At 50.8% G+C, this 14750-nt stretch carries 10 protein-coding genes; 4 read left to right on the top strand and 6 right to left on the bottom strand.

Features of this window, described 5'->3' with window-relative positions; all coding sequences use genetic code 11:
* Positions 1 to 301: 301 nt before the first annotated feature.
* From mfd to GX117_12010, 3 genes are all read left to right on the top strand, one after another.
* The gene (gene mfd, locus GX117_12020) at positions 302 to 3580 is read left to right on the top strand and encodes a transcription-repair coupling factor (GenBank protein ID NLO34055.1); all 3279 of its coding nucleotides are present in this window, start codon (positions 302 to 304) and stop codon (positions 3578 to 3580) included.
* A 174-nt stretch (positions 3581 to 3754) separates the two neighbouring features.
* On the top strand, positions 3755 to 5305 hold the full coding sequence (locus tag GX117_12015) for a sialate O-acetylesterase (protein NLO34054.1): 1551 nt from the start codon (positions 3755 to 3757) through the stop codon (positions 5303 to 5305).
* A gap of 274 nt (positions 5306 to 5579) precedes the next feature.
* Positions 5580 to 5837 carry a DUF4276 family protein gene (locus GX117_12010; protein ID NLO34053.1) on the top strand — a complete coding sequence of 86 codons (258 nt, stop codon included), beginning with the start codon at positions 5580 to 5582 and terminating at the stop codon, positions 5835 to 5837.
* Positions 5838 to 5850: 13 nt separating this feature from the next.
* On the opposite strand, the gene GX117_12005 is transcribed toward GX117_12010, so the two are convergent.
* Positions 5851 to 7071 carry a cofactor-independent phosphoglycerate mutase gene (locus GX117_12005; protein ID NLO34052.1) on the bottom strand — a complete coding sequence of 407 codons (1221 nt, stop codon included), beginning with the start codon at positions 7069 to 7071 and terminating at the stop codon, positions 5851 to 5853.
* Positions 7072 to 7333: 262 nt separating this feature from the next.
* Between GX117_12005 and GX117_12000 the strand changes: the two genes are divergently transcribed.
* The gene (locus tag GX117_12000) at positions 7334 to 7927 is read left to right on the top strand and encodes a DUF1349 domain-containing protein (GenBank protein NLO34051.1); all 594 of its coding nucleotides are present in this window, start codon (positions 7334 to 7336) and stop codon (positions 7925 to 7927) included.
* Positions 7928 to 7991: 64 nt separating this feature from the next.
* On the opposite strand, the gene GX117_11995 is transcribed toward GX117_12000, so the two are convergent.
* The 5 genes from GX117_11995 to GX117_11975 all read right to left on the bottom strand — a co-directional run bounded on the left by GX117_11995 (position 7992) and on the right by GX117_11975 (position 14083).
* Positions 7992 to 8687, bottom strand: a complete 696-nt coding sequence (locus GX117_11995) for a hypothetical protein (protein NLO34050.1) — start codon at positions 8685 to 8687, stop codon at positions 7992 to 7994.
* Between the two features lie 36 nt (positions 8688 to 8723).
* Positions 8724 to 9275: a hypothetical protein gene (locus tag GX117_11990; GenBank protein ID NLO34049.1), complete on the bottom strand. Its 552-nt coding sequence runs from the start codon at positions 9273 to 9275 to the stop codon at positions 8724 to 8726.
* Positions 9276 to 9398: 123 nt separating this feature from the next.
* On the bottom strand, positions 9399 to 10988 hold the full coding sequence (locus GX117_11985) for a hypothetical protein (GenBank protein NLO34048.1): 1590 nt from the start codon (positions 10986 to 10988) through the stop codon (positions 9399 to 9401).
* Positions 10985 to 12214: a hypothetical protein gene (locus GX117_11980; protein ID NLO34047.1), complete on the bottom strand. Its 1230-nt coding sequence runs from the start codon at positions 12212 to 12214 to the stop codon at positions 10985 to 10987. The genes GX117_11985 and GX117_11980 overlap by 4 nt, the downstream gene beginning before the upstream one ends.
* A gap of 174 nt (positions 12215 to 12388) precedes the next feature.
* Positions 12389 to 14083, bottom strand: coding sequence for an AMP-binding protein (locus GX117_11975; protein NLO34046.1), 1695 nt, complete (start codon positions 14081 to 14083; stop codon positions 12389 to 12391).
* Between the last annotated feature and the right edge of the window lie 667 nt (positions 14084 to 14750).

Raw genomic sequence — 14750 nt, 5'->3', positions numbered from 1 at the left:
GTCTGAGCTATTTTCCGGTTACTCAATCCTTAGCTTTTAAATGTTTCCGGTTTTATACAGTCATCTCGTGTAAAATGGCGACGGGTCAGTATGGGCTCCTTCGGGTGTTTCAACAGAACTATTGTACCGAAGATCTCTGTGATGTCCTCTTTTTTTGCACCGGTTGCATTTCAACCTTGAAGCCGCTCTTCCTGCGCAGGGCAGCACCATATGTGTCACATAGGCTCAGACGTGTTAAAATAGAGCTGTACTCGTTTTTTTTCACCCCCAACAACAATTTGCTCCACCGGTATTTCTTTTTATGCAACTCGAAAAATTACATATTGTTTCTTCTATTGTTGAATCGTTCCATTCCCATCCTGACCATAAAATCAACCTGTCCGGCGCATGGGGCGCTTGCAAAACACTCGTCGCGCTGCAAACAGCTCGGGAATTAAAGCGCTCCTTATTAATCGTGACGGCGAGCCGTGTTGAGGCAGAAACCGTATTTGACGATCTTGCTACTTTTGCCGGGGAAGAGAATACGCTCCTTTTCCCCGCTTGGGAAGTGCTGCCCCATGACACCATGAGCCCCGCTGATGACATCATGGCGGAGCGGCTGAATACGCTGGAAAAGCTTGAGGAAAGAATCTCCGCAAAACCGGGCATTTGTGTTGTGACACCTATACGTTCATTGATGCAGTATGTGATTCCCCGTCAACAGCTCAAGGAGAACTCCTTGCTATTGCGCTGGGGCGATCATAATCCTCTTGAAACGCTGATCACCGAACTCATCCGCTTGGGCTATACCCGAGAAGCCATGGTGGAACAGCGCGGAGAATTCAGCGTACGCGGCGGCATTATCGATATTTTCCCTTTGTCTTCAGAATTGCCCGCACGCATCGAATACTTCGACGACGAAATCGAATCCATCCGTCTTTTTGAACCGGAAACCCAACGCAGCGTGGTGCCCATAGATCTGTTGAAGGTGTCGCCTCGTTCTGAAAAAGCAAGCTTGGCTGCCGCGCTCAAGACGAAAATGCTCGCGCCGCTCACCGATTATTTCAACGAAGAGACCCTCCTTGTTCTGGATGACCCCCTAGCCATACAGGAGCGCGGACGCCTCGTTGCCGATCAATGCCTCGATAGTCCCTATTTTATGGGTTGGGACAAAACCGCTAATTTATGGGGCCGTTTTTTACGGCTTTCCTTAAGTCAGATGCCCTTTCGCGATCACGGTCCCCAGACTAATTTCAGTATGCGCTCCGGTCCGGTCGAAAACTTCAGCGGCCATTCCGAAGAATTTTGGGAACAATTGCGTGATTGGGATACAGAACAATTTGCGATTCATATTTTTTCTGTCAATCCCGGCGAACAGCGGCGCATGTACGGACTGCTCCATGAACATGGCTACCGACCTGAAGATACAGATTGCAGCGTACAGGTAAGCGTAGGCAGATTGCGGGCGGGTTTCGTCGCCCATTCCGATAAACTCGTCTTCCTCAGTGAACGGGAAATCTTCGGCCGCCACTATATACGCAGAAAACGGAGGCGCTTTGAAGCGGGCGTCACGATTACCCAATTTGATGATTTGCGCGCTGGTGATTTTGTTGTCCATGAGGTGCACGGTATTGGCCGTTACACAGGACTGCGCAAATTTGAAGGCCGTAACGGCGACTACCTATCCATTCACTACGCAGGCGGCGATACGGTCTATGTTCCCGCCACCTTGCTGGATCAACTGCAAAAATATCAAGGCGGCGATGGGGCGGTGCCGAGACTGGACAAACTGGGCGGTGCCACCTGGACCCGAACCAAAGATCGGGTACGCAAAAGAATCCGCGAGATGACTGAAGAATTGATCAAACTCTATGCGGCACGGGAACACCTGGGCGGCTACACCTTTTCGAAGGATACGCCTTGGCAGGAAGAGTTTGAAGATGCCTTCGAATATGAGGAGACCCCCGACCAGGCGCGCGCCATTAAAGACGTCAAACAAGACATGGAATCCAATCGTCCCATGGATCGCCTTCTTTGCGGTGATGTGGGCTATGGCAAAACGGAAGTCGCTCTCCGTGCCGCCTTTAAAGCGGTGATGGATCGCAAACAAGTAGTCATGCTCGCTCCTACCACCGTTTTGGTGCAACAGCATTACAACACCTTCCGCGAACGCTTCGCCCCCTACCCCATCCAAGTGGAAGTATTGAACCGTTTCCGTTCACCCAAAGAGAGCCGCGAAGTGATTGACAAGCTAAAAAGCGGAGAAGTGGATGTCGTTATCGGCACACACCGACTCCTTTCGAAAGATGTCTCCTTTTTTGACTTGGGCTTGGTCATCATCGATGAAGAACAGCGTTTCGGTGTGCGGCACAAAGAGAAACTGAAACAAATGCGCACCTCCGTGGATGTGTTAACCATGTCCGCCACACCGATCCCGAGAACTCTTCACTTCTCTTTGGTAGGCATACGTGACATGAGTCTGATTAATACAGCGCCCAATGATCGTCTGCCCATCCATACCTGTATTGAGGCATGGGACAAAGAAATCATCCGCGAAGCCATCGAAAGGGAATTGAGTCGTGAAGGACAAGTCTATTTTCTGCATAACCGTGTGCAAACCATTGACCGTGTTGTTGCTTTTATAAAACAAATCGTACCTAAGGCGCGGGTCGGCGTCGGTCATGGCCAGATGAATAAACGAACCCTTGAAGAAGTGATGACCGCCTTCATTAATCGGGATATTGATGTCCTCGTCTGCTCCACCATTATCGCATCAGGCATTGATATCCCCAATGCCAATACAATTTTGGTGGATCGCGCCGATCAATTCGGGCTCAGTCAACTGTATCAGATTCGCGGCAGGGTAGGCCGTTATAAACACCGTGCTTTTGCCTATATGCTCGTGCCGGGTGACCATGCCTTGACCGAAGACGCCCAGCAACGGTTGAAAGCGCTGGAAGATTTTTCATCGCTCGGGTCGGGATTTCGTGTTGCCATGCGCGACCTGGAAATACGGGGTGCAGGCGATATCTTAGGCGGCGAACAATCGGGTAATATCGCTACCGTCGGCTATGAAACGTACAAAGATCTTATTGCCGAAGCCGTCGCGGAAACAACCGGCGTCTCAGGCAAACGGCGCACCTTGCCGCCCCTCGAAATCAACGCAGACGCTTATATCCCCGACAAATGGGTGCAAATTGCGCCGCAGAAAATCACACTTTACCGACGCATTGCGTCCCTCACTTCCATGGACGATATAGACGAACTTGCCGCCGAGTTAAAGGATCGTTTCGGACCGCTTCCCAAGCCGGTACGTCAATTGTTTCGCATTATGGAAGTGCGCGCCCTCGGCGCTGAAATCGGCAGTGTAGCCATGGAAGCGGGTTCGCAGCAACTAGTTATTTATTTTGATTCAGGTGCGGCTCTCGCGCCGGGAGTACAAGCGCGGCTCCGTCGGATCTATCAAAACCGAGTCTCTTTTTCATGGGCTGATAAACCTGCCGTCACGCTCACTCCCGTATCAGCGGCACAGGTGCTCGACGAAATGCACCACCTCGTCCATAGCCTGCACCAAATGCTGACGGAAGAAGAGGAAGATTGAGGGCAGTCATGGCATTAATGCTATTTCGACCCTTACGCCATGCTATATTCTTGGTGAAAGTACCCTCTTAAAACAGGTATACTTGTTTCTTCTAAGGTTAACGGACGCAGTGTTGCTGTATATGACTGCGTCCGGTTGTTTAACGAATCTCTACTGTAGGAGGAGATACTGCCCATGAAACAGCTATGTCGTGTAGTTCTATTGGTTGCGCTGCTCTGTTCCCTATCACTGAGCTCTAACGCTGTTGTCAGTACGCCGAGTATTTTCGGTGATCATATGGTATTGCAGCAAAAACAAAAGCTGCCCGTTTGGGGTAAAGCCGATCCCGGCGAAGCGGTCACCGTGACGCTCCACAAACAGAGCAAAAGCACCGTTGCCGATGCCGAAGGTCTGTGGCAGGTCGAGCTGTCGCGGATGAAGCAAGGGGGACCTTATGCCCTGACCATTGCCGGCCCCGATAATACGCTGCAGTTCGAAGATGTGTTAATCGGCGAAGTGTGGATCGGTTCCGGTCAAAGCAATATGCAATGGGCGGTGAAAGACTCGAACGATGCCGAAAACGAAATTGCACAGGCTGATTACCCGAATATTCGGCTCTTCAGCGTGAAGCGCGCCGCGTCCCCTGAAATCCAGTTTGATTGTGAAGGTTCTTGGTCCATATGTTCTCCGGAAAGTCTTCCGGAATTCTCGGCCGTACTGTATTATTTTGGTCGTGAATTGTACCAGCGCCTGAACCAACGACCGGTAGGGGTGATCCACACCTCCTGGGGCGGCACACCCGCCGAATCTTGGACAAGCCGCACGACCCTCGAGAACGATCCTGAATTGGCTCACATCGTTCAAAATTGGGATCAGATATTGGAGGATTATCCTGCGGCAAAAGAGGCCTATGATCAAAGCGTCGTCGAGTGGGAAGAAGCGGTAAAAAAAGCGGAGGCAGACGGCACCGACAAACCCAAGAAACCCAATGCGCCGCGCGGTCCCGAACATCCCTGGCTCGCAGCGGGCTTGTATAATGCCATGATCGCCCCCTTGATCCCCTACGCCATCAAAGGCGCCATCTGGTATCAGGGAGAGTCTAACGCTGACCGTGCCTATCAATATCGCAACTTGTTCCCCACCATGATCACCAATTGGCGCGAAGATTGGGGACAGGGCAACTTCCCCTTCTATTTTGTGCAGCTCGCCAACTTTACCGAGGTTCGACCCGAACCTGACGAATCCGATTGGGCTGAATTGCGCGAAGCACAGACCATGACCCTTGATCTCAAAAAGACGGGGATGGCGGTAATCATCGATATTGGCGAAGCCAAAGACATCCATCCGAGAAACAAGCAAGATGTAGGTAAACGCTTAGCTTTGAACGCCCTTGCCAAGGATTATAGGCAGCAGGTCGTCTGGTCCGGTCCCATGTACAGATCCATGCGAATTTGGAAAGACAAAGCCATCCTGTCCTTTAATCACATCAACGGTGGATTGACCACCAGCGACGGTGAAGCGCCCAAAGGTTTCGCTATTGCCGGCGCCGACAAAAAATTTGTCTGGGCTGATGCCGTTATTAAAGGCAATAAAGTTATCGTATCGTCACCTGAAGTGGCGGAACCCGTTGCCGTACGCTATGCGTGGGCACACAACCCGATCTGCAATCTAATTAATGGGAAGCTGCTGCCTGCCTCGCCTTTCCGCACCGATGACTGGCCCGGATTGACGGTAGACAAAAAATAATATCCGTACCAAATCTATACCTGCTATCCCGATATGACCGCCCGTCATATCGGGATTTTTTTACTCTTTAAGCCGGCTAGAATCAAACTCGAAAGCTAAGCCTTTCCTGAAAAAAGACTTCGGCCGGATTTCTGTAATGACCTGTTTTCCTGCTCTATGATTTAGATCGTCAACCCACAAACGAATAACACCATTACAGGAATTTATAAAAGTAAAGAAGAATAGAAAGCGTCGTCCTCTGGCGCCGATTATCTATTTAGCCGACTTGAAACGGTTGATCAAACAAGACACAAGTGACGATGCACGATTCAGCACGATGGTCGACCTCTACTCTTATCCCAAAAACGTGCCAGGATATGAGGAAATACAATCTCTCGATGCCTATGAGCGCGTCATGGGACTTGAGGAATCGCTTGCCGCAGATATAGCCTCGCAGCGTTTTGTGCCCTATATCCAGCTCCATGAGTTTGAGACGCTCCTTTATGCGGATCTGTCTCGATGGGAACCGGCGCTTGACTGGAACAGCAACTGATTCTGTTTTTGATTTAAAAAGTAACCTGATTTTGGAAAAAGTGGTGGATCAGCCGGAAACCTTCTTCGACCACGATGCCTGTGGCGGCGGCAGCACCTTCCCCGTATTCTTGGGCGCTGCCCTGCTCAATGCCCTTGCCGCACATCACAAAAGGTACCGGACCGCTGGCATGGGTCTTTGTACTAATCAAGGTAAAATGGTCAGGCGCGGCAAGGATACGGGTGTCGGGATGGGTGTTCAGATAGTCTAGGAAGGGGCCGACAATGCGCGCATCAAACTCTTCGATAGCTTGAATTTTTAAGGCGCTGTTGCCCTGGTGTGCCGCCTCGTCGGGAGCTTCAACATGCAGATAAAGGAAATCATGGCGATTCAGCGCGTCCAATCCTGCAGCAACCTTACCCTCATAATCCGTGTCGATCCAACCCGTGGCGCCGGGCACATTGATGATTTCAAGTCCGGCACATACGCCAATGCCCTTGACAAGATCCACGGCAGAAATGACCGCCCCCGACAGGTTGAAACACTCGCGATAAGATTTGAGTGTGAGCGCGCGCCCTTGTCCCCACGGCCAAAGTGATACGGCAGGAGCAAGTCCCGCTTCACGACGCTTTACATTGACCGGATGATCGCGGAGCACCGGCTCCGACGCCTTCATAAGACTACGCAGCAACTGGGCAGCAGGTCCTTTCGGCAAGTAATCGGCATAGGCGCGACCTGTAATATTGTGGGGCGGTTCACAGATCGTCTTTTCCATGTCTTCAATGGTGCAGCCGTCATGGGCCTTAATCACGCCCGTATGGCGGTAACTCACGCCCGTATGGAGTCGAATAGGAAACTGCGGTGACAAGGCTTCATTAAGGCTGTCCATAAGAAGCGCTGCCTCTTCCGTGGTGATGTGGCCGGAGGTGAAATCCTCCATACGCCCCTCGTTGAGGGTCACGATATTACAACGGAAAGCGACCTCGTCATCGCCGAGCACGATGTCTTGACTGGCGGCTTCAATAGCCGCCCGCCCGGAAAAGACTTGGCGCGGATCATAACCGAATACAGAGAGATTCCCGACATCACTGCCCGGCGGCAGCCCCTCAGGTATAGGACAAAAAAGCCCGGTACAACCCTCTGCCGCCATGCGATCCATATGCGGCGTTTTCGCGGCTTCAATGGCGGTGCGTCCGTTATGAGCGTCCAATGGATGATCCGCCATGCCGTCTCCGAGCAATACGATATATTTCACGGTCTATCTCCTTGATGTAGTTCTGTTCAGTGCCGTCCCGATTGTAAAATACCCTATCACGTAAACGATGGACAAGGCAACAACATTCCGGAAAACGGGAAGGGAAAGCGTCGCCGCCCAGAAAGTGATGCGCTAATCGGAACGGGTAATATGGCCCCCTCCTCCGCACCGCCTTCAAGTGTGCTTGATTTCACGCATGGGCTCATGGATAATGGCTCCATTCTCTTTTTAACGCTTGGCCTATTTCTATAAGGAACAGACGATGACCGAAATTTTGAACTTAACGGATACCACCCTTTCGAAATCCTTTTTTTGGTTTAATGAAGCGCCGACCCATCATTTCGATGACGGCCTGCATCTGCGCACCCAAGGCAATACCGACTTTTGGCAGCGGACCCATTACGGCTTCCGCCGCGACGACGGTCATTGCCTCTTCACGCGGGCAACCGGCGATTTTCAATTCAGTTGTCGCGCCGTCTTCGCCCCTGAAAGCCAATACGATCAATGCGGCTTGATGGTTCGAAGCGACGAAAACCATTGGATCAAGCAGTCCACAGAATATGAAAATCCGACCATCAGCAGGCTGGGATCGGTTGTGACGAACCTGGGCTATTCCGACTGGGCGACCCAAGACGTATCCTCAGCAATCGGGGAACGGTGGTATAGAATGACGCGGGAAGACAATGATTTTACATTAGAGTGGAGTGCCGACGGCGTGCAATGGGATCAAATGCGCATCACCCATCTTCATGACGCACAAGACACGATCAGTGTGGGACTCTACGCATGCAGCCCGAAAGGGGAAGGCTTCAACTGCTCTTTTCATAACTTCCGGTTAACACCCGTAGCCGATTAACCGCACAACACTTGTCTGCACAGGCAAGCACGTAGGCGGCGTGCTGAGCAGACCATACAAAGACTCATGTCTCTATGTCTGATTGTGGTGTGGAGAAATCCGGGCCGGGGGCGTCGAGACTGGAAACGATGGTCAACACGCTCCAATTTTCACTCTTCGCTGCGGCGGCAGCGAGTTCTTGATTGTCGGAAAAGAGCAGCAGCTGTCGCCGTGCTGCGATCCCGTCGAGTAGCTGAATCAATGCGGGGCCGTCCACAGGCAAGGACCGATTTTGAAAACTTCCATCAACGATAATCGCTTCACGGCAAGTTGCATCCTCAAGTACCTCTAAGGCGGCAAGGCGCAGCGCCAATTGCAGCGTATCGGCGGGGATCTCTTGGTCTGACTGCGTCTTTACCGCAAATGGGTTTTCCCCGGCATCAGCATTGAGATTAAGAAAAATTTCCGTTTCAAGTCCGGCATCATCCAACAAGCTTTGGGCACGGCTGCTTATGGCAGCGCTGTGTTTATCGCGCCAGAGCAACGTGGTGTCTTCTAAAAGAGCCATTGCCCGTGCCGCCGCTTTAATTTTCCTTTTGGTCTCTGCTTCTTCTTCTACGAGATGCGCCAGATCCTCTTCAATTTCGTTTAAACCGCGCATATTCGCGAAAGCTTGATAGCGCTCCTCACGCAGCATTGCAAATTCACGGCGCAACTTCTCACAGTCTTGTTCACAACGGGCGAGTTCTTCACGCTGACTCTTAACCAAGTCCTCAGACACGTTTGCGTTTTGTTCGCCGTCTTTTTCTTGCTCGTACTAGGAGAGATCCCGTCCTTGCAGCAGTTCTCCTAGCCGATTTTCCAAGCCATCTATTTCAGCTTTAATATCTGCAAGGGCAGCATTATTTTCCGCGGCCTCCTCCACAGCCTCTTGACTCGCCACGCCAAACTCTTCTAAAAGCATCGCCAATTCTTTGGCGTATTGTTGCTCCAACACTTCCTCTTCTTGAAGGCGATTTTCCAATACTTGGCAGCGGCGAGTCAATAATTCTTTGTGGCTGAGATTTTTTCGGGCACTATCGATGTAGCGGTAATATTCGTTGAGTAATGTGTCCACTTCAGTCAAGCCTGCTTCTTCATAGAACCCGTTTTCGCGCATAATACGGCGCAGCTCTTTTTCTTTTTCGGCCAGCACCTCCCGTGCTTCGTTATGTTCTTTTTCGAGATAGCGCCGCCGGTTCAACAATCCTTGCTGTCTGTTACGAAGGTCGGCAAGGCGTCGCACCGTTTCATGATAAATACGATATTTACCGATAGCGCTTCCCACACAACGTTCCACGTCATTGGGGCTTTCTGGATACTCATCCATCGATTCAAGAGTCGCGCTAATACGCTCAAAGAGTCTGGGAATCCGCTCTTCACTTTCTTGTAAACTTTGTTTTTTCTGCGCGAGCTCTTCTTCAAGAGATCGGAGATGCAGAACGGCTTGATATTAAGAATCGTAGCGGGCTTCCAACTCGCGGATGGTGGCACAGCCGGCACGGTTCATAATTTCTTCAATATAGGAACCGCTCTTTTTCGCTTTTTCCTTGAGCACTTCCATTTCCGCATGATGTTCGGCTATCCGTTTGCTGAGCCTTATGATGTCTCGACTCCCACGAAGGCGCATCAACCCGAAATAAAAAACGGCTATGAATAACATGGACGCAGGATATAAGAGCGGTGTAGCGCGAACACCAATGTAACCTCCAATAAGAAGGGTAAGAAATAAGGAGCATCCTATAAGCAGCCAATTTATCCCGGGCATACTTTTTTTCGTGCTATCGCGCATTCCCCGATCCGAATGCAATTGGCGCTGTACCTGTTTCGCTTTTTCTTCCACCATTTTTTTCTGCGTATCATGATCCTGCATGATCTGCGCGAAATTATCGATACCTACAAAGAGTACCGCCTCTTCAGCGCCGCCGATTCGCAGCGTATGGATCTCATTTTGGAGTCGTTCCAAAGAGGACGCCTCTTCATAGCGGTCATGAACAGCACTCTTAAGGGTGGACGATAATTGATTGAGCCAGTCCACAGGGTTGGGCGCGATTCTGGTGAAATCGGGAAGCGTACTGATGGATCCTTGGATTTGGCTGATTTGTTTGTCGAGATCCTCCTCTTGTGAGGTCACCTCATCCAGACGGATGTGGATCTCGGCGCAGTTTTTGGATTTAGCTAAAATATCAAAGCGCAATTCATCGGGAATCTCAACACGCTTCGGAGGACCGACAGCTTCGGCAGGCGGATCTTGTTGTACCTTATCTAAATTACCTTTAATCTGATCCAGTTCCTGACCGGTTCTTTCTCTTTGTAATTTAGTAGTCTCGAACTGTGTTTCTTTGCGCTTGATGGCCGCCACGTCCCCGCTGCTTAGCAAGGGTTTTCCTAAAAGGTGGGGAATCTGATCTCCTAATTGAGTCATTCGCAGCTTTATGTTTTGGGCACAGGCGGCAACGGTGCCGTGCAGTTGGCTGCGCAGTTCTGATCGCCTTGCAGTGCATTGGATAAGCTGGCTGCGTTGACGGTTAAGATCAGACAATAGAGCGTCGGCATCTTCCAGCGCTTGCGCGACCGTAGCCCATTCAGCTTCCAAGTCGTTGCGCCGCGCCCGGATAATGCCTAAACGTCCGCTTGGGGCATCGGCTTGGCCCAGGGCGGCGGCATAGCGTTCGAGACGGGACAGCATGACATACGCGTCTGCCTCGCCGCTTCCCGTGTCCACGAAGGCAGCAAGCTCGGCGATAAAGGCTTCCGTCTCCACCGCTTCATCGTCAGCGGAGACCAATCGAATAGGGATCAGCGGCGCGCCGTATTTCATGGCTGCTGATTGATCATTCTTTTCCGGAAGTGCTTCCTCAAGTTGCAGCGAGAAATTTCCATAGCCGGGCAAATATACAGATCCTTTTCCGGAAAGGAATTCCGAGGCAAGACCCCGTGATACCGATACATCGGCACAATAGATATAGTTGCCTTTGGCACTCAAAGGCGAGGAAACTGCGGTGCCGGTAAGGTCGGGGTATAGGATCGCCTTATAGATCATTCCGGTAGTTCCATGTCGTTGTCATGAGCGAGTCCTTTATTACTGTGCGCATTCAAAATTAACTCAAGGGCTTGCGTTTCAAAGAGTGCGGCGTCCCTCTCGGGATCATCCATTATTTTCGCGATCATTGCCGCGGCAAGTTTGCTCAGGCAGGTGTTGGCGCGGGGAAGGATACTGCGGTCGTAATCGAGGGTCATTTCGTCGGAAACCACCATATGTAAAAAAGTGTCCTTCCCTTCTTTCTCAAGTTCTTGGATAAGCGCTTCCGCCAGCAAGGGGCGTTTACCTTGCAAGCGAAGATGAACCACACGCTCGCGCGGATCATGGGGCAGCTTATCGCCCGCCAGAGAATTCAGAGGAACTGAATTTTCCGAATCCATACATAAATCTTCAAAAAGAATGGCGGCCATGTCCACTGCATTGATTGAAACAGCGGTGGAGGCGGTGCCGGCGGAACGGGCAATCTCTACCTCAAGGGCATAACGGGAACCGCACGCGTCAAAGCTGCGTCCCTGCGGCGTGCCCGGATACCAAGCGACTGTGTTGTTGCCCGTTTCACCAGCGGCCTTATGGGCGCGCCCGCCTAAAGCGATATAAGTCAGACCTTCCCATGGGCCCTCATGTTCTGCGAACATGCTTTGACAGACACTGCCGTCTTTTTTTTCCGAAACCACCGCTATATGCAGCTGATCATCGCGGGGAAGGGCGTCGAAAGACGGCGCAGCAAAATCACGGTCCTTTTTCTTTCCCTGGCCAATCCCATGCACAACGAGGGGCAGTGTGGGATGTTCGACAGATTGCCAAGTGTCGGGCTGAAAAATAACTACGTTTTGAGGCCAAACTTCAACCGCATAAGGACTGTTAGGCGCAACGGCATCATAAAGTCCCGGCGCAATATAAACCTGAGCAGGCGCCAGCTGTTCGAAGCCGTGGATGACATGCTCCAATAAGATCCGAGAAGAACACATGCCGTCAAAGAGATTGCCCGCGATACAAAGGACATCGGCGGGCCATGCTTTAGCACGGGCGACAAGACGATCGAAGACCGTCATCTGCGCCATTCTCAACCGGTTACCGCAAGCTGAATCGCAGCCCAAATGGGCGAAGGAGGCATCCAAGAATAAATCTGAGCTATGTAGAATTCGTATATGCTTCATAAACTTTCGTCCGTCACCGGCAAAGGCTTCCTCTTCCCGTGTATCAACACTGCGACACTTTTCCTCCATCGACTTTGCTTTATCACGAAGTCGCACCACGCAATAGGCTATGGAACTAAGGATAGTGTCTCAAAAAAGACGCGAAATATCCAAGTTATTAACGGTCACATCTGTTCCCGGCATCAGTCGATGAAAGCTTCCTTGTCGAAGCGCTCTTTCCATGGATCAGCGCAGCACTACGGATCAGACCAATTCCGGCTCCTGTTCCTTCTCGGATGCAGACTCTTTATCGAATACGGTATCGGCAATTTCAAGCTTTTCGCAAGCGAAATCCCGGAGTTTAAATTTCTGTATTTTGCCGTTGGCAGTGAGCGGAAAATCCTCTACGAAAAACACATGTTTCGGAGCCTTGTAGCGGGCAATTCGGTTGATGGCATAATCGCGCACATCCGATTCCGTGATATCGGCATCATCGGCAGGAATGATAAAAGCGCCTACCACTTCCCCATAACGGTCGTCAGGTACGCCTGCTACTTGAACATCTTTGATTCCGGGCATGGAATGCAGAAATTCTTCAATTTCCCTAGGCGATATATTTTCACCGCCACGAATAATGGTGTCCTTACTGCGGCCGGTGATCCGATAGTAACCCGATTCATCACAAGTGGCGAGGTCGCCTGTGTGCAGCCATCCGTCAGCATCTATTACTGACGCTGTGGCATCGGGCATATTGTAGTAGCCTTTCATGATGTTGTAGCCGCGACAACATAATTCACCTTCCTGATCGGGCGCCAGCGTCTCGCCCGTTTCCGGGTCAACAATCTTGATCTCCGTGCCGGGCAGAACACGGCCTACCGTACTGACCCGCCGCTCAAGAGAATCGTCGGTGCTCGTTTGCGTCACTACGGGCGACGCCTCGGTCAAGCCATAGGCAATGGTTATTTCCGGGCAGTGCATATCGTTAATAACCTGCTTCATCCGTTCCATAGGACAAGGAGAACCCGCCATAATGCCGGTACGCAGCGAAGACAAATCGAACATGTTAAACATGGGATGATTTAATTCTGCAATAAACATCGTGGGCACACCGTAAATAGCAGTGCATTTTTCTTTTTGTACGGCAGCAAGCGCGAGAAGAGGATCAAAACTTTCCAACAATACCAAGGTACTGCCATGGGTGAGACATGCCATAACGCCGAGCACAATTCCAAAGCAGTGGAAAAGCGGAACAGGCAAGCAGACGCGGTCTTCATCAGTCAGCTTTTGACGCTCGCCAATGTAATAGCCGTTATTGAGGATATTCCTGTGGGTTAACATGACGCCTTTAGGAAATCCGGTGGTACCCGAGGTGTACTGCATATTCACCACATCATCGCAATAGGTGGTGGATGCGTAGGATTCAAGCAAGGTATCGTTTTGGTGTTCGCCCAATTGAAAAAGTTCGGCCGTGTTGTACATGCCCCGATGCTTTTCCTGACCGATAAAGATCACACTTCGAAGCGCAGGAAAGGCTTCACTGTGCAAATCACCCCGTGCACGGGTGCGCAGCTCAGGCACTAAATCATACATAATATCCAAATAATTGACATCACGGAATCCGTCAACAATGGCAAGCGCTTTCATATCAGACTGCTTTAAAACAAATGCGAGTTCATGGCTTTTATAAGAGGTATTCACCGTTACAAGCACAATGCCGACCTGAGCGGTGGCGAAGAAAAACGTCAGCCAATCCGGCACGTTGCGCGCCCATACGCCCAAATGATCGCCCGGGCGCAACCCCAAGGCTAACAGCCCTTTAGCAAGACGCCGCGCCCGTTCCTCGAACTCTTTCCAGCTAAAACATAGATCCCGATCGGGATACCGTATAAAGGGACGGTCGCCATAACGAGCGGCTTGTTCTTTAAAAAATGCACCGATGGTTTTCTCGGTAAAAAGCATAGCAGTACCTCAAGTGTTTTGGTTGAACAATTTAATAGGCGCCGGCTTCACGGAGAAGCGGAATTTAGCACCGTTTTTTGTCTGATTGGGGACAAAAAAAGGCAGGTTGACATAAGTATGGCACAGAAATGAGATGTAGTCAAATGAATTGTTAATTGGCAGGCGAAAGAACCTCTTGGGGAGGAAAGATTTCCATACATCCACGGTTCAGGAAGAAAGTCTTTCTTTAGTGGCGACGCAAAGCGGTGAAATCACAAGATCGCGATGTTTTTTCCAATTGAAGAGAAGATTCTTGTTTCTTCACCACCATTTATATTCGCTTCCTTTGCTGTTCTTTTTTATTGACAAAGAATATTCAATTAGGGGCGAAATTGTATTTCGCAGCCCCCACCCTATACGATCGTTTTTTCATTACTATATCTGCTTAGTTTATAGCCCCGCGTCCCCATGTCATTCTGCGCGAAGCGAAGAATCCGGCTTGGAGATTTTTGTGGCGTTGCGGAGGAACAATCCAATAGGCGCTGCTCCAGGTATCCCGCGCAACGAACCGCACACGATTGGCCCGTCAACCAATCCGCTTCGACACCGGCGGCAAAACACTGTCCCAAAATGCCCAAGTATAAGACCGACCACAGATGTCCTTTATATAAGGCACTCCTGAGCATCT

This window comes from Candidatus Hydrogenedentota bacterium (assembly GCA_012523015.1).
GTDB lineage: Bacteria > Hydrogenedentota > Hydrogenedentia > Hydrogenedentales > CAITNO01 > JAAYBJ01.
Note: the sequence above shows the minus strand (reverse complement) of the source record. Positions and strands in the feature narration are given on the sequence as shown.

Bases quoted from the DNA above. Each gene is read 5' to 3' on its own strand.
- GX117_12015 (NLO34054.1), top strand. From the start codon at position 3,755: ATGAAACAGCTATGTCGTGTAGTTCTATTGGTTGCGCTGCTCTGTTCC.
- GX117_11980 (NLO34047.1), bottom strand. From the start codon at position 12,214: ATGGAGGAAAAGTGTCGCAGTGTTGATACACGGGAAGAGGAAGCCTTT.
- GX117_11990 (NLO34049.1), bottom strand. From the start codon at position 9,275: ATGGATGAGTATCCAGAAAGCCCCAATGACGTGGAACGTTGTGTGGGA.
- mfd (NLO34055.1), top strand. From the start codon at position 302: ATGCAACTCGAAAAATTACATATTGTTTCTTCTATTGTTGAATCGTTC.
- GX117_12000 (NLO34051.1), top strand. From the start codon at position 7,334: ATGACCGAAATTTTGAACTTAACGGATACCACCCTTTCGAAATCCTTT.
- GX117_11975 (NLO34046.1), bottom strand. From the start codon at position 14,083: ATGCTTTTTACCGAGAAAACCATCGGTGCATTTTTTAAAGAACAAGCC.
- GX117_11985 (NLO34048.1), bottom strand. From the start codon at position 10,988: ATGATCTATAAGGCGATCCTATACCCCGACCTTACCGGCACCGCAGTT.